Source organism: Psychrobacter lutiphocae DSM 21542, assembly GCF_000382145.1.
Taxonomy (GTDB): Bacteria; Pseudomonadota; Gammaproteobacteria; order Pseudomonadales; family Moraxellaceae; genus Psychrobacter; species Psychrobacter lutiphocae.
Window position 1 is genome coordinate 27087 of record NZ_KB907624.1, and the last position, 21553, is coordinate 48639.

A 21553-nucleotide genomic window follows, 5' to 3' on the forward strand; every position below is an offset into this window, starting at 1 on the left:
TTAAATCAAGTAAGGGTCGATATTGTTATCTACTTTAGGTTGATAGTTTTGCTTACATAAATACCAGTTAGGTTGGTAGTCATAGCACCATAATGATTGTTGTAATTGCTTTAAATCTTCAATGCGGTGTACACTTTGCCATTCACCAATGCTATGTACGGCTTCTACAAAGCAAACGTCTGTACTAGCATCGCGAGTATTGTCAACGTCATCATTTTTATAAACAGGACTAATGGCTTTATAACCTGTCATGATAGGGACTAAATATCCCGAAGCAGGTTTGGGTACATACTCCCAATCTGCCACCGTTTTATTATCAGGATTGATATAATCTTGCCATTGTTTTAAGAGTTTTTTTAGTGATTTATTATCTTCAAGACCGTCGAAATATTGACTAATAACGGTTGGTATTTCAGTATTGTGATAGGGTGTTGATAAATATTTTTGCCAGGTTTGCCAGAGAGAGACATCTTCTAAGTACTCTAGGTGTTTATCAAGTAACGTATGCTCAGGTCGAGCAGATTGCTTTAGCGAGGCAAAGTCAATCCAAGCAGTTAAGGTATCAAGCCCTTGCTCTTTGGCATGAGAGGCAAGTAAGTCACCACGCTCATATAATACAAAGCCGGGGAGCAATGAGCGTACAAGTTGTCTCAATTGTCGTTTTTGAGTCGCATCGTCACTGGCATTAATCGATATTAAATCAATGTTATCAATATCTAAGATACTACCGCCAGCAATACGCAATAAACGGCAATGCGTATTTAACCAGCTAATAACATCGTCACTATCAATAACAAAACCTTCGTATGCAATTAACAATGATAAATTCACATTCATCTTGCCCTCTTCAATGACAGAGGCGGTACTGCGTTTTTTCTCATCCGTCAATCCATGTAAATAAGGTGAGTTACGTGATTGAGTGAATTTGATTGCGCCATTGTCGTTTCTAAAGGTGTGCTGATGGTGTTCATGCACTATCATTGCTGTGCCTAATAACTCTAAGGAGTCATCTTTGAAATGGTCATCCATTTTTCGTTGTAGCGCATGAGTAACCCCCATAATAGCAGTAGGACTAATCGACCCTGTAGTCAGACCAGCTACCGCATTAGCATTTTGTACTTTAATGCGATTAAGACATATCAGCTTCATACCGTAGCCTCCTGTTGCATACTAGAGTCATTATTTTGAACATTCTTCCAATCACCACTATCTTCATTTATAACCTCCATGTGTTCTCGTAGTATATTTGCAAAAATATCACGCCAAACACGGCTATGCTCACTACTGGCAATAAATTCGTTATTTTTTCCTTTAAGAGCTTTGTTAAGCCAGACCACGAAATCTTTAACCAATTGCCCTTGCCAGTCGCTTTGTTGTTTTAGCTTCACAAACTCGTCATCCTTTCTATCAAAGTCTAAGAATATTTGCTGGGCTATAGGCAAATTACATTCTGAGTCATTCGTCCAGCCAGCAGGTAATATGGCAAGGGTCTGCGAGTAATCAATGACATTATGAGCGATAGCTTTCACCCAATTACTGATACCTTTTAATCTGTTGGGGTCTTTAAAGCTAATATCTGCATTCTCAAAAGTCATTAACATTTTTCGAAGCGCTACAATATTGTCCCAAGCGTAACGGTTTAGTAGGCGAGCATTGAACATACTTTTTAATTTTATTGGTGGGTTTAACTGACTTTGCCAAACTGGAGGTGCACTGTTAAACAAACGAATGTTACCGCCCCGACTGCCATTATTCACCGATACGTTTTGAGGTTGGCTCATTACAGTTGATAAAGTGACGATGTTTGGTAGGCTTTGTAATATGTCGGCGCTGTATTTACCTTTTTCTTTTTGTTTGTAAACTTTATCTCGCTCTTTTCTAATATCTTTAAAGAAATAGTTGTCATAAATAGCTTGTATCAATGAGGATGGTTTTAATACCACCAGTAAATGATAGTCGTCATCGACAGGGTAATAGACTTGTTTGGCAAGTGAGTCAGCTTTAGGTTTAGGATTTAATTTATTTTTAAAACCAGTTATTAGCTCGTTTAACTCATCCTCTTTTAGAATATTTTGAAAAGGTACGCTATTGCTAGCTTTCAACAGTTTACCTAAGGGTTTGTCGTCTATAGTCAGTAATAGAAATTTAGCTATTTTGGATAAACTGGCATTAGGATAAGCACCATCATAGGTAATATTATTTAATGAACTAGTAGTAAGATATTCAGCTTTAACATCATCAACTTCATCCATAATTGATGAGCCACCACTGCTAGAATGGGTAAGCTTGGCGACATGAGTCGCTGGAGTGACATAGTCGATTTGTAACAAAGCATAGCGTAACCATATATGATGATAATCAGTCATCGACCTTAATTTGTTGAGTGTGTCATCAATGGACGTGATCCATTCATTATCAATAAAATCCTGATACATTTTTTCGATTTTGGGTAAACTTCTTTCATTAAGCGACATCTTGTTCAGTCTATTAAGCTCTTTTTGCAACGCTTTATTCTGCTTAGTGTCATCAGCCTTGGCGGTAACTAAATGATTGAACAAAGCGGTCGCAATAATTGCACCTTTCATTTTATCGATTTTGTTTTGTTCACCTAGGTCATCGATGTATTGAGTTATGACGTCTCGCCAAGATTTTTTCGCTTCGGATGACATAGCAAGTCCTTATAGTTTTTAGTTAATTAATCATTAAATAAGATAATACATTAAGATTTTTAAAAAAACAATAACCGTAGTAGCTTATTAATAGAAAATATATATTTTACAGTATATGATTTTTAATCTATTATGCACCTATCACCGCTAAGGTGACTTAGAGAGTAGTAGCTTAGTAAAATTCTTTTACCACCGCACAGGTGGCTTAATATAAAGATATCGAGTCATTGTTCTTGATATAAGCCTAACTGATACTGATAAATAAAGGGTACGTTATCATTTTGATAGGGTGATGGTTTTATTTCACCAAACTTCTGACTGATACTCTCTAAATCGTAGTTTTTATCTTCATTAGAGAAATCTTCAATAAGCTTTTGATAAACAGATAAAGGGTTTAAATCAAACCAGAATTTATTACCAGCACCTTTTAATAATTCGTCATTATCTTTAATATGAAAAGTAACACCTACGTTTTTAGCTGGATGAAAACGTTTGGTAGGGTCATGCTCATCAGGGTTAGCCCATTTAAAGGTAGGCTTAATAAACGTATCTGTTAACCATAAGTGATATGAATCACTTTTAACTGACTTTCTAAAACGCTGTTGGCGTTGGATTTCACCACTCCAATGCGGATGATGTTTCCACCAGTTAGAAGCATGTTGATGAGTTTGTGTATCATGAAGCAGTTGTCTGTGTAATGCTTTGTGTTCAAGTTCATCAAGATACTGGGTTTTAGGATTGTTAGGTTGGAAATTAACAGGATTAATAATTTTCGAAGTTGAATCAATGCTTAAATAATTGGCTTCTTGTAAAACATTGCTTAAATCGTGGTCAGTTAATTTTAATTTTTTTTGCTCGAATCCAGGTTTAACAAAACATTTTTCTTCGTTTTTTAAGGCTCTAACATTTTTATTGAGCAAGCTAATATTAGCAGATGTAGGATGGTGGTCTCGATGACGCAATACTCGACCAGCCAACTGCACCATTGAGCGAATAGAGCTAGGCTCAACTATCGCCCAATCATAATCATGGTCACGTCCAACTTCGGCAACAGGCGATGCTAAAACGACAAATACATGATGTGTATGCGAGCTTGAATTGATGTTTGCGCCAACTCCTTTATCAATAGTCCAAATTTGCTTAGGGTCTTTACGCTTCAATATGGTATCAAGGTTTTGTTCAATGTGAGAGCGAATAGCTAGGGGAAAACGACTGTGATAAATACAATAATGAATGATGGTATCTTTGGGTGCATCCTTTGCCAATAGATATTTAGCAACTTGTATCAAGGGATCAATATTTGCCATACGAACCAACCCGATTGAGACATGCTTGTTATCTTTGCTTAGATGATGAGCTTGGTGAAGCTGGCTAATTTCATCATAGATTGTATTTGCCATATTTTCATGAGCAGTTAAAGTAGCATCTTCATTTATAATTGCGATTTTACCAATACGCTTTGGCGGTAGCTTTTTTAGAGCGTTTATACGAGTAGTAACAAATTTTTCATGGGCAGTCTTAAATCCTTTGAAATTATCAAATTCAATCAAAGCTTCAATTGGCTTTTGGGTTTCGTCAAACCAAGCGCATTGAATGTTATTGTCCCAATCCGCAATATTTGCTTTCGCATATTCTTTCCAACCACTTTTATAAGCTTCAAAACAGGCAAAAACTAGAGCAGGGGGCATGGTAGCGGTTGATAAAAGCACACGGCTACCTAGCATTGCCGACCAGTGGATAAGTCTACATAACGCTGGTAAATCGCTTAATCCAAAGTCATCAGGTTCATCGAGGATTAAGTCACTAGTTAGAAGTCGAAGCATGGGGGCAATTTGTTGCCCGCCTCTAATGCCTTCTGTAGCAGGAATTAAATGGTCAATGGTACAAACTAAAACTGGAGGTAATAATAGCTTATTGATACGAGGTTTATTTTTAGTCCATTTGGTTAAAGGATGATTGGTTACTTTACCTTGATAGTCGAGATAAAGCTCTGCATTAATAAAATCATCAGCAGATTCACTGCCTAGCGTTTCAGTGTCTTCTTTCTTTACAGAATCTTGATGCTTATTTTGATTTTTCTCAAATAAAGCTTTTACTGTAATACCGCCTACGGCAATAGATAAATCTTCTTCAGTTAGTTTCATGACTTCTTGAAACTCTTTACCAGTCTGTAAGGTTAGAGTTCTAAGTCCAAGCGCAACATTAAAGCGAACCCGTCCTGTTTGTTGTCCGATAGCATAGAGGATTTTAGCGTTACAAAGCGTTTTACCACTACCAGTAGACGCCATATTGATGCCAAAAAACCCATTTTTATCTGTGTTACTACCTATTGATTTAGCGAGCTTTTGTGCATCGTCTTGCCAGCTAAACTTTTCAACCAGTAGCTTTGCTTTATCTTTAGTTAGATTTTGCTCCTTAAGGTTATCTTTAAGTAAGTTTGCCAAAAAGTCATTATCGAGTAAGCCGTTTAACTCACGCTTTAGGCGAGGTAGGTTTTTACTAATTTCTTCAGCTTCTCGACCCACGCCGACGAGGTGCTGGTCAAGCTGTTGTTTATAAACTTTGGTGTCATTTTCATCCCAATCGGTATTGGCGTAAACGCTATATCTATCATCTTTATATTTACCTAAATGCCGAGCGCTCTTACTGGTTTCAATATCTAATGAGGAAACATAATGGTCTGCCATCATCAAAGCCAAACGTGATAGGTGAGTGCTAAATAATCTATCATGTAATAGGCTAAGTTTAGGTGTGGCATCTTCCCGATGAGTTAGACTATTTAGGTAGGGTTGTAATTCACCTTTTGCTTCACTTGCTATTAAGCAGGCATGAGAGCGCCATTGATGACTATGATAAGGTAGAGTATTTTCATTAAATGACCAATTGTCTTTGATACGTGATGCTTGCTCATCATCAACACAATTAGGTGAGTTCCAAAAATCTTTAAAATACTTAAACCACTTAGGTATATCCTCAAATAGTGGTAGAGGGTCTTTAAGATTGTTTTTATTTTTATTTTCAAGGTTGTTTTTGTATTGAGGATAAATAGGCAGTTTATGATGCGACACAATCAGCCATGCGACCAGTTGAGCAAAAGGAGGTAATCTATTAAATGGATTACGATTTTCTATTGAAATTTTATCAATACCATCACGGTATATATTAGTCGTATTCTCAAAGTGACCATTCGCTAATTTATTTAGCCATGTTTCATCGTCGTTATCTCTAACAAAAGCCTCAAATAATCTTAACGACACCCACTCATGGCGATAAGGTTCAAAAGTCTCTGTTTTAAGATTAGGATTTATTTTATCTTGAAATAATTTATTAGCTTTGCCAAAATCATGGAATAAACCTGCTATAGCACTGGCATATTGAATTAGGGGTAAACTTTTCCACTCAAAACTGTCTTGATAAGCCGTTATATCATCTTCGGTCCAGTTAACCGGCACAATCCCCACTTCATTAAATTTACGTTTATTACCCACAATCCAAACCAGCTCAGTACGTTGGCGGGTACGCACTCGGTGGCAACTAACCGCCGTTGAGCGGGTTGCTGATTGTCTTAATAGCTTTTTAACTGTAACCAAACCCTCTTCGGTAATCGCCGTTTGCCACACATTATCGCCAATACGATTGGCAAAGGCATCCAAAATACGCCGAGTACGCTTTAAGGCTTTTTTCTCACATTGAGAGACGAGGGTGACGAGCATGGGGGTTTCCTTGAGCGATGTCTTCGATTATTTATGTTTTTTTGGATTTAGATGTTAAAGCTCTGTATTTCAAAATAAGTTTGAATATATAGAGCGGTTTAGCCCTGACAGTAGCGGATATACTTGCTTGACCACTTGGTTGCGGTGACTTAGCCAGAAGGGGTATCGAGATAACAGGAACACTGCTGGCTATTAGTCACCGCCCAAGTGGCAAGCAAGATAGTAGCGTATGGCAGGATAAGCTACAAAACGAGCTGTTCAACAAGTAGCAGTTTAAAAGCTAGCGGCTTAATTCCAATCGGTTTTTAATGCCAATCCCTTAACCACATCGAACATCTCATCAAGCGCCTTATATTGAGTAAAGTAGTTTAAGCACTCTTGGCGAAACTCTTGCTCGCTGCGGTTTTCGCTAGCGCAAATAAAGGACAGTGGTAACACCAGCGCATCCTTCACAATGTCAGCGATATCAAATACCAATGCGCCACGTCTGGTTTTACCATGCATCACCGCAAAGCCATGGGGGATGCCGAGCACCCAAGCAGTGGTTGCGCCAAGCCCGTAAGCTAGATAATTGCCATGATTTAGGAATGCATTGGCTTTATCAAGTCCGTCGTGCTCTCTGCTAAAGCCATTATAATTGGTATTTTCTGCGGCCACTTTGTACAAAGATTTGGTTAAGCGGGCCTCTAGTTGCAGTAGGTGCATGACGCTATTTTGCAACGAAATTTGGCTTTGGTGCTTATCTAGTAAGCTTGTGATATCTGGTTGCTGGCTGTCAAAGCCATGTTGTTTGAATGCTTTGTTGCGCTGCCATACGGAGCGTAAAAATTCGATGCGTGCCAGTTGCATGAGTTGAGCCGCTTGCAGACGTTTGTCATCATCAAACCACCAGCTCATCCAGCCTTGAATGTATTCAGTAGGTCGGTATTCGCTTTGTGGGGTCAGCCATTCGACAAAGATTTCTTTCTCGCTACCCATAAACAGCGGCGTACCACCACCGCCACAAAAACCGACGAGTACGCCAGCTTGTGATAGCAAGCGCATGGCGGCTTGGGTGATGGAGGTGCCTGTGCCGAGAAGTAGGGAGGTGGTGTTGGCGATGGGGATGTTAAAGTATTGATTGGCTTTGTCTTCTTCGGTGAGGTACAGCACCCTACCATCTTTCTGAAGGATGCGACAGTGAGATAAATAGTAGATATTGGCACGTTTGGAGTGCAAGATGGTCTTTAGATCTGAGGAGACAAAGCTGGTGTCAAGGTAGGGGTTTTTGGCTGGCATGAGTCGTCCTTGAAGTCACTTTTTAATTAACATCTTTATTAATATCTGCATTAATTGATGATAAACAAAAAGTGACACACAGACAATAGCAACCAACACAATAGGCGACAGTAATTGTCGTCCAAATTACAGCCTCAGTTAAATGATGGTGTTAGTTAAATTATAATATCAGTTATCGTTTAAATATCACATTGAGTCAGTCTTGTTATAAAGCTGAGCGTAACTCCTCTTATTAGTAATGCTAATTAGCCAATAATCAGTTCTAGTGAATATCAAAGCCTATAAGAATCCACAAAATAAATAGTAATGTTTATTAGTTATAGCCTAAAAACTACGTATTATAAGGCTAAGCAAAACCACCACCCACAAAAAAAACCCTAAGCAAATGAACGCTTAGGGTTGAAACTTTGTACTTAATTAAAAGATAACTTAAGTTTTAAATATGGCGCAGCGGACGGGACTCGAACCCGCGACCCCCGGCGTGACAGGCCGGTATTCTAACCAACTGAACTACCGCTGCTAGTCGCTTTAGAATATTTAGCCACTTTCTAAAATAAGTGGTTTACTCAATAAAAGAGTGGTGGGTGATGACAGGCTCGAACTGCCGACATTCTGCGTGTAAGGCAGACGCTCTACCAACTGAGCTAATCACCCTGAGCAAGGATACAGATGAAGCACTGCTTCATCCCTTGCGCAAGAGAAAATCCCTTAGAGGGGATTTTCTGATAACTTAAATACCTTTAATGACTATAAAGAGTCACTACCTTTTTAGCTTCGCAAGAGCCAAGCTGTGCTTGGCTAAAAGCCAAATACCTTGCAACATCTATTAAAGATAGATTGCGCAAGAGAAAATCCCTTAGAGGGGATTTTCTGATAACTTAAATTCCTGCTAGATCTTACAAGGGAAATCCTTTAAATAGGATTTCCAAAAAATCTAACTTACAACAAACAAAAGAACCATATATCCTCTGAATGTAGGTGCGTATTATATAGGCTAAATTTTTGTTGTCAAATTTTTTTTTGAAATTACTTTGAAAAAAGTGGCTTTTAAATTTTTATAAGTAATCCGACAAAATTAAACAGATATAGTTTTAAACTCCCCAAAGTTCATAAAAAGGCATTACCTTCTGTTTAAACTGCTCTTTATACGCAATAAATAAAAACACCAACTGTAAAAGCACCTTCTAATATTTTAGTAACTCCTAGCAAACAATTATTAGATTCTCTAAGCCAACTCATCCCTATTATAAACAGTTATCAAGCTCAAGCCATGCCCGAGTTATGATAAACTAAGCATTATCAGGTTTTATATCAACCAAACCATCACTTTATAATCATAAACCTAACAAGAGACGTCCATGAACAATACAAACAACCCAACTCGAGTCGTCATAGATTTAGATGGTAGCTTAGATGAGCTAGATGACGATGACATCACCTTACCGAGCCTGCCAGTAACGCCAGACATTGGCATTATCGAGACCCCACGAGTGGCACAGTCGCAACAGCCAGAAACCAAATCAGGAGCAGTACCACAAGCGCAATCACAGCCAACTGCTGAGCCTGAGCCTACCCAAGCGATCACGCCAGCCCCTGAATCACAGCCTAAGCCACAAGATGCGTCTGAGCAATCAGCACAGAACAAAAAGCGTGGCGGTTGGTTTGCACGCATGAAGTCAGGACTGACAAAATCACGCAAAAACCTAGCCGAAGGGGTCGCCAACATCCTTATCGGCGGCAAAGAGATTGATGATGAGCTGTTAGAAGAGGTCGAAGACCAGCTACTGGTTGCCGATATTGGGGTAGATGCAACCAATAAAATTATCAAAAGCCTCACTGAGCAAGCCGCCCGTGGCGACTTGATTTACTCCCACTCTTTATATAAAGCACTTCAAAAAGAGCTGGTAGAAATATTAGAGCCCAAAGTTGCGCCACTGATTATTGATACCAGCAAAAAACCCTTTGTAATCCTAGTGGTAGGGGTCAACGGTGTCGGCAAAACGACCACTATTGGTAAGCTTGCCAAGCGTTTACAAGCAGAAGGCAAGTCAGTGATGCTTGCCGCAGGTGACACCTTCCGTGCCGCTGCCACCGAGCAGTTACAGGTCTGGGGCGAGCGCAATAACATTCCTGTGGTAGCGCAAGGTCATGGTGCCGATAGTGCCTCAGTGGTATTCGATGCGATGCAATCTGCCAAAGCCAAAAATATCGATGTGCTCATAGCCGATACCGCAGGACGTCTACAAAACAAAACCTACTTGATGGACGAGCTAAAAAAAGTGGTGCGTGTTATGCGCAAAGCCGACCCTACCGCACCGCACGAAGGCATGATTGTGCTAGACGCTGGCACCGGTCAAAATGCCATCAATCAGGTGCAAATTTTCAATGACGCCGTACCTTTAACTGGCATCACTATTACCAAACTTGACGGCACTGCCAAAGGCGGTGTGGTGTTCAATATTGCCAATACCACCGACATTCCCATTCGCTATATTGGCGTTGGCGAGTCGATTGATGACCTACGCGCCTTTAGTCCCAAGCAATTTGTTGCCGCCTTATTTGAGACTGACGAGTAACGCATAACAAAGCGTATAATAAAGATGGATAAATAGTAGCTCATCTCGCTTTTCGCTACTATCTTGGTTTGCACAGGGGCAGGCGCTAAGGCTAGATGTGTTCCTGACTCAGCGATACCACCTCTAGCCAAGCGCCTGCAACCCTGTGCGTCACCAAGTATATCCGCTACAATCGAGGCTAAACCGCACCTTCAGTCCACCCTCAGCTTATAAAAACCCCACTCTCAACGCTTTGCGTAGGCTGGTGCTTTAGCCCAGCATATCAGCTTAATAAATACATTTCGCTGAGCTAAAAGCGCCAGCCTACACCGGATTGTAATAAGTTGAGAGTGGGATATATAAAACCTTTATCAATACAGCCTATATCCATACAATCACCAAACATTCACGATAAACCCATGCTAATCCTTACCAGTACCACTTTTGCCAACCACTCCTTACTGCTTGCAAGCCACTCTCATGAGCCAAGCGGCAAGCCCGTACTGGTGTTTATCAACTGGCTAAACGATGACCACTGGCAACGCTCAAAATCATTAAATAAGATAAAAATCCACTATCAGCTAGCCGATAGCCACATTTCATTCATTAATAAAAATAGCCTAAGCAAAGATAACCCCGCCCAATTACTCTTATTAACCGCCATTCATCAACTTAGCCAATACGAAACTGGTAAGCGCTGTCAATTTGATTTACCGTTAGATTTATCAATGGGCACAGCTTTTCAACAAAGCGTGTGGCAAGCATTGAGACAGATTGCTTATGGTGACACCATCAGCTACGCCACGCTTGCACAACATATAGGCAAACCGACAGCGTATAGAGCGGTTGCCAATGCCAATGGCAAAAACCCATTTAGCATTGTTATTCCTTGTCATCGGGTCATTGCCAGTGATGGTGGGCTAGGGGGATATACCGGTGGATTGGACAAAAAGCGCTGGTTATTGCAGTTAGAATGGCAGTCAAATCAGGACAATAGCAAAGAGGGCAATCAAAGAGAAAGAGGGTAATCAAAGAGAAAGAGGGCAATCAAAGAGAGAGCAACAAGTAAAAGAGTAACAAGCAAAATATAGTCAACAATCTACAAGGGCGGCATAGAACGACAGCACAGCTATCAAAAAAACAGCCCACCAGTTTTTGCTTGGTGGGCTGTTTTTCAGGGTTTAATAGCTTAATAGGCTAAAAAAGATTCAACTTAACTGCTCTAAAATCTCATCAGGGAAGTCCACGTTAGTATAGACATCTTGAACATCATCGAGATCTTCTAGCATATCAATCATCTTCATTACTTTTTCAGCATCCTCAATATTATCAATGAGAGCTGTGGTCGAGGGTGACATGGTGACTTCTGCATTACTTGATTCAAAGCCAGCTTCGGTCAGAGCATCTTTTACTTTACCAAAGTTATCAGGCTCAGTGACCACCAGTAATGACTCACCATCGTTTTCGATATCTAGCGCGCCAGCATCTAATGCAACCAGCATAATGTCATCTTCTAAAGACACATCATCAAAAATAATTTCACCACGTTTGCTAAATAAGTATGCTACCGAGCCCGCTGTACCCAAATTTCCATCAAACTTAGTGAAAGCATGACGCACCTCACTGACGGTACGGTTGACGTTATCGGTCATGGTCTCAACCAATACTGCCACACCGCCAACGCCGTAACCTTCATAGGTCAGCTCATCCATTTCACCGCCTTCGGTGTTACCAGCACCACGTTCGATGGCACGCTTGATGGTGTCTTTGGTCATATTTGCTGACAGCGCTTTTTCAACAGCAGCACGCAGACGTGGGTTGGTTTCTGGGTCTGGATCGCCTTGCTTAGTTGCTGATACCAGCTCACGAATAATTTTGGTAAAGATTTTGCCACGCTTGGCATCTTCTTTGGCCTTCTTGTGCTTGATGTTTGCCCATTTAGAATGACCTGCCATAATGAATTATCCTTATTAAAATTAATAGTTAACAGTGTATGGGTTAAGTGAGTGTATGGGTTAAGTGAATAACAATCTACAATGAATAACAATCTACAAAACTAAGCCTAAAATCAAAAAAATGAATTCTATATAATCTCTAAGGCAACAAACAACTACTGAGTAACAACAAAGTTGGGGTAAGTGATAACATTGCCAATATATTCACGTATAATGAGTAGCTATTATAGACCAGTTACCTATATTTATGAAAAAACTCTCTAAGAACACGCTAAATAACTTACGCGATCGTATTCATGTTGTCATTGAAGGTACGGACACGCCGTTAGGTAAGTTTTTTGATATTTTCTTATTGATTGCCATTGCTGCTAGTGTTGCGGTGGTAATGCTTGATAGTGTGCTGTATTTGCGTTTGCAATACGGAAGAATATTTTTTTACGCAGAATGGTTTTTTACCATTTTGTTTACCTTAGAGTATATCTTACGCCTCTTCTCAGCACCAAATCGTTTTCGCTATGCGTTTAGCTTTTTTGGTGTGGTTGATTTATTATCAGTACTGCCCAGCTATTTAAGTTTGATATTTGGTGGTGTTCAGTATCTGATTGTCGTACGAATTTTACGTATTCTTCGTGTGTTTCGGGTATTAAAGCTAAAGTCTTATATGCAGCAAGCTGGTTTTTTAGCATCTGCATTAAAGACTAGCCAGCACAAGATTACCGTATTTTTCTTATCTTTAGTATTGCTAGTGATGATCTTTGGTTCGGTGGTATATGTGGTTGAAGGTCCAGAAAATGGCTTTACCAGCATACCTGTATCGATTTACTGGGCAACAGTAACGTTGACTACGGTAGGTTATGGCGATATGTCACCCAAAACCCCACTAGGTCAGTTTATTGCAACCATGGTGATGATGACGGGTTACTCTATCATTGCGGTACCAACGGGTATCTTTACTGCGGAACTAACCAAAAGTATGCGCCCGCAGTTGCATCCTGTAACTTGTCCCAATTGTGGTAAGTTTGGCCATGCTTCTGGTGCACAATTTTGTGATCGCTGCGGTCATGATTTACATATTTAATTAGAGACTGTATGTGAGAGTTTGTGTTCATAAGTTATGCATGTCCTAATGGTAATAAATAGTGAATACAAGCTCTTAAAGCCAGGTGTGCTAAGATAGTCGCTGTTCAAGCAGAATTTCGATGAAATAAATACGGATAACCCAATGCCCAATTTATTAAAAAAATCCTTTAATGTTGCCAATCGTGTGCGCCAGACTGCCAGTGTAGTCGGCCTATCCGCATTACGAGTAGCAAAAGGTGAGCGCCCAGATGCGGTGCTATTGCGTGAGACCTTTGAACAACTGGGTACCACCTATATAAAAATTGGTCAGTTTATTGCCAGCACTCCTTCATTATTCCCACGTGAGTACGTGATCGCCTTTCAAGGCTTTTTAGATCAAACAACACCGCTACCTTATAAATATATCGAGCAAGTACTCAAAGAAGAGCTGCTACAAGGCAATCAAAGCTTGGATGATCTGTTTGCTCATATTGAGCGCAAGCCATTGGCCTCAGCCAGTATCGCCCAAGTACACGCTGCCACCTTGCCAGATGGCCGTGAAGTGGTATTAAAGGTACAAAAGCCAGATGTCGATGTCATCATGCAGATAGATCTTGGGGTGCTACACGCTGTGACTCGCTTGCTTGAGCGCTTAATGCCACAGATGCGTTTTGCCAGTTTGTCACCTGTAATTGATGAGATACGTACCCGCATGTTGGCAGAGACCGATTTTATCGCAGAAGCGGCTAATATTCGTGATTTTCAGCAGTTTTTACAGGCAACTGGCAATACCAGAGTAGTGGCACCGGATGTGATAGAGACGCTGAGCACCAAGCGGGTTTTGACCATGAGCCGTTTGCATGGTATTTCTATGGTGGATGAGGTGGCGATGCGCCAGTATTGTGACGATCCAGCTCAGATAATGGCGGATACTTTAAATACGTGGTTTGCAAGCTTGATGTTTGCCAATAGCTTTCATGCGGACTTGCATGCTGGCAACTTAATGTTACTTAATGATGGACGTATTGGTTTTATTGACTTTGGTATCGTCGGTAAGCTGGCGCCAGAGAGCTGGCAGGCGTGTATGGGGATGATGCAAGCGCTACAAGAAAGCGATTATGTCACTATGGCTGGCTGTATGATAGACATGGGCATGACCCATGAGCGTAGCAAAGTAGATCAAGCGCAGTTGGCGGGTGATTTGGCAAAAATGATTACCCGTATTATGGCTGAGGATAAGACCTATACCAGCGGCAAGCCCTTTAATAGCAAAGAGCAAGCTGATGAGCTAAATAAGATGATGCTAGAGATTGTGGAAGTGGGCAAGCGTCATGGTATTCATTTCCCACGTGATTTTGCGTTATTAACCAAACAGATGCTATATTTTGATCGCTTTATGCGTACGTTGGCACCAGATATGGATATGTTTAATGATGCTCGAGTAAGCTTGTTAGGGCAGGCAACCGCTTAATCTTGAGTTAGTCTAAGAATGAGCCTACAACAGCTCTAACTCTACCAAAAGATAACACGCTAAAAAGTAGGGAATAATGATAACCAAATTACCTCGCTGGATATTAATTGGTGGCGCTATTTTAGCCTTTAGTGCAGGCTGTGTGAATATTATTGCACTGAGTGGCTTTACCAACTTATCTGTCTCACACGTCACCGGCAATGTTAGTTTGTTTTCAGCAGCACTTGCTAGATTAGATTGGCCAACAGTGTTGTTTATTGGCGCCTCTTTGCTGTCTTTTTTGGCAGGGGCTATTTTAAGTGGTTTGTTAATTGGACAACGCTCGTTAAGTCTTGGTCGTCAATACGGTGTGGCATTAGTGGTAGAAGCTGCCTTATTGGCTTTAAGTTGTTTTTTATTTTTTCATCACGACTATTTTGGTCAACTATTAGCAGCAGCAGCTTGTGGCCTGCAAAATGCAATGGTTGCAACTTATAGTGGTGCGGTTATCCGTACAACTCACTTAACTGGATTGACTTCAGATATGGGCGCTGCTATTGGTAATTGGCTAGCAGGGCGTCCCATTAATAAAATGACTTTAGGATTTCAAGCTATTATTTGGTATTGTTTTTGTGGTGGTGGCGTGGTGGGCGCTTACGGTTATTTTAAGTTTGGCTATGCAGCGATGTTAATTCCCATTAGCATTGTATTATTGGCAGCTATTTTTTATCAAACGGCATCAAATCGTTTGCCCGCCAAACGTACGGATATTAGTAACACAAACTAAAGGTATTGTGTAATTAGCTTGTGATACAGCCCCTAATATACTATTGATAGCTAAATACTATTGATAGCTAAATACTATTGATAACTAACAGCTGTTTACTAAGCTATAAGTTGATGACAACTATAAGCGACTAAAGACTTAACAGAGTACGCTACGGTTAAAGACCTGTCGCAGCTCAAAGCTTGTGTGTACTTGACTGACGCCTTCAATACGATTAAGGCGATGCAACAAAAACTCTTCATAATGTGCCATATCACGTACCACTACCTTTAACAAATAATCCTCAGTACGTCCAGTGACAATGCTGCAACTAATGACTTCCTCAAAGCTTTGAATCTTTTGTTCAAATTGAGCAAAGCGCTCTGCGGTGTGCCTGTCCATGCTAACCGAGATATACAGTGCTAAGCTAAACCCCAGCTTTTGCGGATTAACTAGGGTGTGATAGCCCATAATAATACCAGCATCTTCAAGGCGTTTGATACGGCGGGCGCAGGGTGTGGCGGACAAATGCACTGCCTCAGCAATATCAGTAATGCTCATGCGAGCATCTTGTTGAAGTAGCTCGAGTATATGTCGATCTGTGGCGTCCATTTCATAAGCGTCAAGCGCATCATTTTGTGTGGTACTTGTACGAGTGGATAGACTTGGAGTTTTACGTATTGCTGGTTTGGTCATATATGATGCCTTTATTACAATAATTAGAGGTTTTCACTAGTAATTAATTAAAAATTAGAGCTATTCGCTAATTATACGCCAAAAAAGGATGTTTTTTGCAGGAATGTTTTTTAAAAACTTTGCTATGATAGTAACAAGTTACACCAGCGTAGCTTGTTAAGCAGGTATGTTTGGTTTTATCGCTAATATTTATCGCAAAAAAACCATAAATTAACCCAATCATTCATTCAATAACCGACAACAGATCGAAGAGGACAGTCCATGAGCCAGGTAGAACCCAAAATTAAGCCAAAGTTTGATGCCTTTGATTTTCGTAAATATCGTCCGTTTGCCTTTGCACCAAACCTGCCAGACCGCACTTGGCCAGATAAAACCATTGAAAAAGCGCCAATGTGGGCCAGCGTCGACTTACGTGATGGTAACCAAGCGCTCATTGACCCAATGACTCTTGATCAAAAAATGAATTTTTTTAAACTCTTGGTCGATGTGGGCTTTAAAGAAATTGAAATCGGCTTTCCATCAGCCGCACAAGTTGAATTTGACTTTGCCCGCAAGTTGATTGAAGAAAACCATATTCCTGACGATGTTACGATCCAAGTCTTGGTTCAAGCTCGTGAGCATCTTATTGAGCGTACCTTTGAGGCGCTAAAAGGTGTACGCCGTGCTGTGGTTCACGTCTATAACTCGACCAGCCGTGTGCAACGTGACAAGGTCTATGCCAAAAACCTAGAAGAGATTAAGCAAATTGCGATCAAAGGCGCAAAAATGCTACAAGATCATGCAGCCAAGCACCCAGAGACAGAGTGGGTGTTCCAGTATTCACCAGAAAGCTTTAGCCAAACTGAGCCAGATTACGCCATTGAAGTGGTCAATGCGGTCAATGAGGTGTGGAAGCCAGAAGAGGGGCAACAAGTGATTATTAACTTGCCGGCCACCGTTGAGTCATCGATGCCAAACGTCTATGCCGACCAAGTGGAATACTTCTGCCGCAATCTAAAAAATCGTGAACACGTCATTATCAGCTTGCATACCCATAACGACAGAGGCAGTGCGGTAGCCGCCGCTGAGCTGGGTGTCTTGGCCGGCGCAGATCGGATCGAAGGTACGCTACTGGGCAATGGTGAGCGCACGGGTAACATGGACATCATGATCATGGCGATGAACTTATACAGCCAAGGCGTCGATCCTGAGCTAGATCTAAGCGACATGAACCGCATTGTGCAAGTGGTTAGCGAGTGTAACAACTTACCGGTACACCCACGCCATCCCTATGTTGGTGAATTGGTATTTACCGCCTTTAGTGGCTCGCATCAGGATGCTATCAAAAAATCACTGGACTACAACGAAAAACACAGCGAAGAGACCAAAAATGTCTGGGATGTGGCCTACTTGCCGATTGACCCTGCGCACATTGGCCGTGGCTATCAAGACGTGGTACGCATCAACAGCCAGTCTGGTAAAGGTGGTGTCGCCTATATCCTACAGCGCAACTATGGCTTTAACTTGCCACGCTGGATGCAGATCGACTTTAGCCGTGTGGTACAACAAAAAGCAGAAGATGTGGCACGTGAGCTAAAAAATGAGGAAATCTTAGAGACCTTTGAAAACACCTATCTACAAAACACAGGTTATGAGCTACTAGATTACAGCGTGAATAATGTTAGCGGAGAGGTAGAGTTTAAAGGTCAAATTACCTTGCATGGCGAGCCCGTCAGTGTCTCAGGCAAAGGCAACGGCCCATTATCGGCCTTTATCGATGGTGTAGCCGCTCACACTGGCAAACAGCTACACATCATCAACTATGCCGAGCACGCCATCAGTCAGCCTGCACAGGATGTTAAGAGCATCGCCGATGACAATGATGAAACCTCGGACAAAACCAATGCCAGTGCTGCCGCCTATATCCAGCTTAACGTTGATGGCGAGATTTACTCTGGCATCGGCACCCATACCAGCACGGTATCTGCGATGTTAAAAGGTGCTTTATCGGCGCTATCGCAAGCTGTGTAAGCTATATATCAACACCTATCTTCATATCAATAAGGTCTGCAATTGCAGGCCTTTTTTATCCCCCTTATATCAGTGATAATGGCAAATCACATACTTGAATCACATCCAGCACATTTTGGAGCCAATCCCGCCATCCGCTCATATCTTGGCTTGCACAGGGGCAGGCGCTACCGGCTAGCGCCATTCCTGCGCCACGAGACTGCCCCTAGCCAAGCGCCTGCACCCCTGTGCTTTACCAAGGATATCCGCTACTGTCGAGGCTAAACCGCATCCCAAGGCCACATTCAAGATGCAAATAAAACACATTTCTTCCGTTCAAATGTTTGGTGTCGCAAACTCTATCCAACCTACAAATTGTGCAAGTGGCGAATAACGAAAACCCTTGTAAGATATGGCTGTGGCTGTGGCTGTGGCTGGTGTGGAGGTAACGACACCCAGCACATTTGCATCAAAGGAAGAACGTAGCGAGGGTGTAATACCCAAAAAAAATGACTTGCCTTAAATAAATAAAGACAAGCCACTTTAACCGATTCAGTTTGGCGCATTAACGCAACGCATTGACCATTAACGCATTAACGCTCAACTTGACTCACATCACGTACCGCACCAGTATCGGCACTGGTGGTCATGGCCGCATAAGCACGCAGCGCAACACTGACTTGACGATCACGGTTGACCGGTTTCCACGCTTTGCTACCACGTGCTTCCATCTCTTCACGGCGGCGTGCCAACTCGCTGTCAGAGACATCCAAATGGATGCTGCGATTTGGAATGTCGATATGAATGGTGTCGCCTTCATTGACCAGACCAATGGCACCGCCTTCAGCAGCTTCTGGGCTAGCATGACCGATAGACAGACCTGACGTACCGCCAGAGAAGCGACCATCAGTGAGTAGGGCGCACTCTTTGCCTAAGCCTTTTGATTTTAAATATGAGGTTGGATAAAGCATCTCTTGCATGCCAGGACCACCTTTTGGACCTTCATAGCGGATAATAACGATATCGCCAGCAACCACTTTGTCAGCCAAGATGGCGTCAACCGCATCATCTTGTGACTCAAATACCCGTGCACGACCAGTAAAGGTGAGGATACTATCATCAACGCCAGCCGTTTTTACCACACAGCCACGTTCAGCAATATTACCGAATAATACTGCTAGTCCACCATCTTTTGAGTAGGCGTTTTCAACGGATCGAATACAGCCAGACTCACGGTTGATATCTAGGTTCGACCAAGCTTTATTTTGTGAAAAGGCTTGTGTGGTGCGTACGCCACCTGGGGCAGCTATATATAAGTCACGGGCGGCTTGATGGTTTGGATGATCCGTATTCATCACATCCCACATATCAAGCGCTTCTTGTAAGGTTTTGGCATGGACGGTGGGCAGGTCAGTGTGCAATAGACCAGCACGATTGAGCTCGGCCAAAATACCTAATACGCCACCAGCACGGTGCACATCTTCCATGTGATATTTTTGAGTGGCTGGTGCCACTTTTGATAGACAGGGCACGCGGCGACTTAATTGGTCAATGTCTGCCATTTTAAAGTCAACTTCCGCTTCATGAGCCGCTGCCAATAAGTGCAAAATGGTGTTGGTTGAGCCACCCATGGCGATATCTAGGCTCATGGCATTTTCAAAGGCCTGCTTGGTGGCGATAGAGCGTGGCAGTACCGACTCATCGTCTTGCTCGTAACGGCGCTTGGCTAGATCAACAATGCGGCGACCGGCTTCTAAAAATAGTTCTTCACGCTTGGCATGGGTGGCTAATAATGAGCCGTTGCCTGGCAGTGACAGACCCAGCGCTTCGGTTAAGCAGTTCATAGAGTTGGCGGTGAACATCCCTGAGCAGGAGCCACAGGTTGGGCACGCTGAGCGCTCAATTTCTAGTACATCGGCATCACTGACATTATCATCAGCTGCATCAATCATGGCATCGACTAAGTCAAGCTTACGGATTTTTTTGCCATTTTCGTTGACTGGTGCATCAAGGTTGTGACTAGGCGCTAAGTCTTCAGCGAGTACTTTACCCGCTTCCATAGGCCCCCCTGAAACAAAAATGACAGGAATATTAAGACGCATGGCTGCCATTAACATACCAGGGGTGATTTTGTCACAGTTTGAAATACACACCAAGGCATCTGCGCAATGGGCATTGACCATATATTCTACTGAGTCAGCGATTAGGTCACGACTGGGCAGCGAGTACAGCATGCCGCTGTGACCCATGGCGATACCGTCATCAACAGCGATGGTATTAAATTCTTTGGCAACACCACCCACACGTTCAATTTCACGGGCAACTAATTGCCCCATGTCTTTTAAGTGTACATGACCAGGCACAAATTGGGTAAAGGAGTTGGCAATGGCGATAATGGGTTTGTCAAAGTCGCCATCTGTCATCCCTGTGGCGCGCCAAAGAGCACGAGCGCCTGCCATGTTACGGCCTGAAGTGGAGGTTTTAGAGCGATATTGCATAGTGTTTCCTTTTTTACCTTAAATACGGGCTTTTTATTTCGTAAGCTTTTTATTTCGTAAGTAGCTTTTTATCTCGTAAGCAAATAGTGTTTAGAGCCTTAGTGAGCTATAAGTTATTATAACCTATAAAAGCTATTTGGGTTAAAGCAAAAAATCTTTGGTATATATAAGTTTAAATTATGATTTAGAGTAAGCGTTGCTCAATGGTCTCGGTTAGCTGCGGTAAATGTTGCTTTTGTTGTTCTAATAACACTAAAGTCGCCAGTGAGTATTGTGCTGGTAATAGCTGATAGCCATCTAAACTAGGTATGCTCAGCCAGTCATCATCAAGGGTCATCACTAATGGGTGATTGCCTTTATATAACACAAACACCTCACCATAAAAGTGCCAGTTTTGTAGTGCCAGCTTTAGTGCTTGTTCTTGGGTTTTGCTATAAATAGGATCGAGTGTCTTAGCAGTATTGGTAAACTTGAGCCGTAACGCTAGCTGTAAACGCTCACAAAACATCACCAAGGTACCGGTAACTTTAGCCTGCCAAGGGGTTGGGGTGAGTTTGGGGTCTAGCGTTAATAGCTGGGCGGCTTCGCTGGCGTACATCGGCGTTTGAAACTGTTTTAATAGCTCTGGAGTTAGCGGGCGCACTGCTTTGAGCTCATCTGTTAGGGCGTCATAATGATAAATAAAGGGTAGCTTTTCATCTTGGGTGACGAGCTTGTCGATAATTTTGCAGTTATGAATCTGCCAAGGGATAGTTTGATCACTAATAATATGATCCAGATGCAAGATATTTGGATCGGTTAGTAGGTTCGGATCAGTTGCATCAGTATGAGACTCTGGTGTCGGCTGAAAAGAGGGGTTGTCCGTCATCTGGGCTGTGGTCATATTGTTGCTCTTAGTATATTGCTTGCAGTGTATGGCTGGCTC

General features: G+C 42.0%; 15 protein-coding genes and 2 tRNA genes. 7 read left to right on the plus strand and 10 right to left on the minus strand.

What is annotated here, in order from left to right:
* The 6 genes from H140_RS16105 to H140_RS0101755 all read right to left on the minus strand — a co-directional run bounded on the left by H140_RS16105 (position 1) and on the right by H140_RS0101755 (position 8314).
* Entirely contained in the window at positions 1-1149 is a 1149-nt protein-coding gene (locus H140_RS16105) for a type I-F CRISPR-associated protein Csy2 (RefSeq protein WP_019671931.1), read from the minus strand.
* Positions 1146-2669 (minus strand): type I-F CRISPR-associated protein Csy1, encoded by a 1524-nt coding sequence (gene csy1 / locus H140_RS0101735; protein WP_019671932.1) that lies wholly within the window; start codon positions 2667-2669, stop codon positions 1146-1148. The genes H140_RS16105 and csy1 overlap by 4 nt, the downstream gene beginning before the upstream one ends.
* 224 nt (positions 2670-2893) lie before the next feature.
* Positions 2894-6382 carry a type I-F CRISPR-associated helicase Cas3f gene (gene cas3f, locus H140_RS0101740; RefSeq protein WP_019671933.1) on the minus strand — a complete coding sequence of 1163 codons (3489 nt, stop codon included), beginning with the start codon at positions 6380-6382 and terminating at the stop codon, positions 2894-2896.
* Positions 6383-6670: 288 nt separating this feature from the next.
* Positions 6671-7660: a type I-F CRISPR-associated endonuclease Cas1f gene (cas1f, locus tag H140_RS0101745; RefSeq protein WP_019671934.1), complete on the minus strand. Its 990-nt coding sequence runs from the start codon at positions 7658-7660 to the stop codon at positions 6671-6673.
* 443 nt (positions 7661-8103) lie between these two features.
* A tRNA-Asp gene (locus H140_RS0101750) sits at positions 8104-8180 on the minus strand.
* A gap of 58 nt (positions 8181-8238) precedes the next feature.
* Positions 8239-8314 (minus strand) — tRNA-Val (locus H140_RS0101755).
* A 704-nt stretch (positions 8315-9018) separates the two neighbouring features.
* On the opposite strand from H140_RS0101755, the gene ftsY reads away from it, so the two are divergent.
* Both ftsY and H140_RS0101765 read left to right on the plus strand, forming a co-directional pair.
* Positions 9019-10236, plus strand: a complete 1218-nt coding sequence (gene ftsY / locus H140_RS0101760) for a signal recognition particle-docking protein FtsY (protein WP_019671935.1) — start codon at positions 9019-9021, stop codon at positions 10234-10236.
* Between the two features lie 398 nt (positions 10237-10634).
* The gene (locus tag H140_RS0101765; RefSeq protein ID WP_019671936.1) at positions 10635-11243 is read left to right on the plus strand and encodes a methylated-DNA--[protein]-cysteine S-methyltransferase; all 609 of its coding nucleotides are present in this window, start codon (positions 10635-10637) and stop codon (positions 11241-11243) included.
* A 180-nt stretch (positions 11244-11423) separates the two neighbouring features.
* On the opposite strand, the gene H140_RS0101770 is transcribed toward H140_RS0101765, so the two are convergent.
* Positions 11424-12170 carry a YebC/PmpR family DNA-binding transcriptional regulator gene (locus H140_RS0101770; protein ID WP_019671937.1) on the minus strand — a complete coding sequence of 249 codons (747 nt, stop codon included), beginning with the start codon at positions 12168-12170 and terminating at the stop codon, positions 11424-11426.
* 247 nt (positions 12171-12417) lie between these two features.
* Here H140_RS0101770 and H140_RS0101775 point away from each other — a divergent pair, with 247 nt between their 5' ends.
* The 3 genes from H140_RS0101775 to H140_RS0101785 all read left to right on the plus strand — a co-directional run bounded on the left by H140_RS0101775 (position 12418) and on the right by H140_RS0101785 (position 15466).
* Positions 12418-13248, plus strand: a complete 831-nt coding sequence (locus tag H140_RS0101775; protein WP_019671938.1) for an ion transporter — start codon at positions 12418-12420, stop codon at positions 13246-13248.
* A 144-nt stretch (positions 13249-13392) separates the two neighbouring features.
* Entirely contained in the window at positions 13393-14700 is a 1308-nt protein-coding gene (locus H140_RS0101780; RefSeq protein ID WP_019671939.1) for an ABC1 kinase family protein, read from the plus strand.
* A gap of 76 nt (positions 14701-14776) precedes the next feature.
* Positions 14777-15466: a YoaK family protein gene (locus H140_RS0101785; RefSeq protein ID WP_019671940.1), complete on the plus strand. Its 690-nt coding sequence runs from the start codon at positions 14777-14779 to the stop codon at positions 15464-15466.
* Positions 15467-15604: 138 nt separating this feature from the next.
* On the opposite strand, the gene H140_RS0101790 is transcribed toward H140_RS0101785, so the two are convergent.
* The gene (locus H140_RS0101790) at positions 15605-16057 is read right to left on the minus strand and encodes an Lrp/AsnC family transcriptional regulator (RefSeq protein ID WP_026348746.1); all 453 of its coding nucleotides are present in this window, start codon (positions 16055-16057) and stop codon (positions 15605-15607) included.
* A gap of 345 nt (positions 16058-16402) precedes the next feature.
* On the opposite strand from H140_RS0101790, the gene leuA reads away from it, so the two are divergent.
* Positions 16403-18151 (plus strand): 2-isopropylmalate synthase, encoded by a 1749-nt coding sequence (gene leuA, locus H140_RS0101795; protein WP_019671942.1) that lies wholly within the window; start codon positions 16403-16405, stop codon positions 18149-18151.
* 78 nt (positions 18152-18229) lie between these two features.
* The gene (locus tag H140_RS15760) at positions 18230-18415 is read left to right on the plus strand and encodes a hypothetical protein (RefSeq protein ID WP_156819047.1); all 186 of its coding nucleotides are present in this window, start codon (positions 18230-18232) and stop codon (positions 18413-18415) included.
* A gap of 308 nt (positions 18416-18723) precedes the next feature.
* On the opposite strand, the gene ilvD is transcribed toward H140_RS15760, so the two are convergent.
* Positions 18724-20628: a dihydroxy-acid dehydratase gene (gene ilvD, locus H140_RS0101805; RefSeq protein ID WP_019671944.1), complete on the minus strand. Its 1905-nt coding sequence runs from the start codon at positions 20626-20628 to the stop codon at positions 18724-18726.
* Between the two features lie 184 nt (positions 20629-20812).
* Positions 20813-21511 carry a hypothetical protein gene (locus H140_RS0101810; protein ID WP_019671945.1) on the minus strand — a complete coding sequence of 233 codons (699 nt, stop codon included), beginning with the start codon at positions 21509-21511 and terminating at the stop codon, positions 20813-20815.
* Positions 21512-21553: the final 42 nt, after the last annotated feature.

Coding starts and splice junctions, on each gene's coding strand:
- H140_RS16105 (WP_019671931.1), bottom strand. CDS start 1,149: ATGAAGCTGATATGTCTTAATCGCATTAAAGTACAAAATGCTAATGCG.
- csy1 (WP_019671932.1), bottom strand. CDS start 2,669: ATGTCATCCGAAGCGAAAAAATCTTGGCGAGACGTCATAACTCAATAC.
- cas3f (WP_019671933.1), bottom strand. CDS start 6,382: ATGCTCGTCACCCTCGTCTCTCAATGTGAGAAAAAAGCCTTAAAGCGT.
- cas1f (WP_019671934.1), bottom strand. CDS start 7,660: ATGCCAGCCAAAAACCCCTACCTTGACACCAGCTTTGTCTCCTCAGAT.
- ftsY (WP_019671935.1), top strand. CDS start 9,019: ATGAACAATACAAACAACCCAACTCGAGTCGTCATAGATTTAGATGGT.
- H140_RS0101765 (WP_019671936.1), top strand. CDS start 10,635: ATGCTAATCCTTACCAGTACCACTTTTGCCAACCACTCCTTACTGCTT.
- H140_RS0101770 (WP_019671937.1), bottom strand. CDS start 12,170: ATGGCAGGTCATTCTAAATGGGCAAACATCAAGCACAAGAAGGCCAAA.
- H140_RS0101775 (WP_019671938.1), top strand. CDS start 12,418: ATGAAAAAACTCTCTAAGAACACGCTAAATAACTTACGCGATCGTATT.
- H140_RS0101780 (WP_019671939.1), top strand. CDS start 13,393: ATGCCCAATTTATTAAAAAAATCCTTTAATGTTGCCAATCGTGTGCGC.
- H140_RS0101785 (WP_019671940.1), top strand. CDS start 14,777: ATGATAACCAAATTACCTCGCTGGATATTAATTGGTGGCGCTATTTTA.
- H140_RS0101790 (WP_026348746.1), bottom strand. CDS start 16,057: ATGGACGCCACAGATCGACATATACTCGAGCTACTTCAACAAGATGCT.
- leuA (WP_019671942.1), top strand. CDS start 16,403: ATGAGCCAGGTAGAACCCAAAATTAAGCCAAAGTTTGATGCCTTTGAT.
- H140_RS15760 (WP_156819047.1), top strand. CDS start 18,230: ATGGCAAATCACATACTTGAATCACATCCAGCACATTTTGGAGCCAAT.
- ilvD (WP_019671944.1), bottom strand. CDS start 20,628: ATGCAATATCGCTCTAAAACCTCCACTTCAGGCCGTAACATGGCAGGC.
- H140_RS0101810 (WP_019671945.1), bottom strand. CDS start 21,511: ATGACCACAGCCCAGATGACGGACAACCCCTCTTTTCAGCCGACACCA.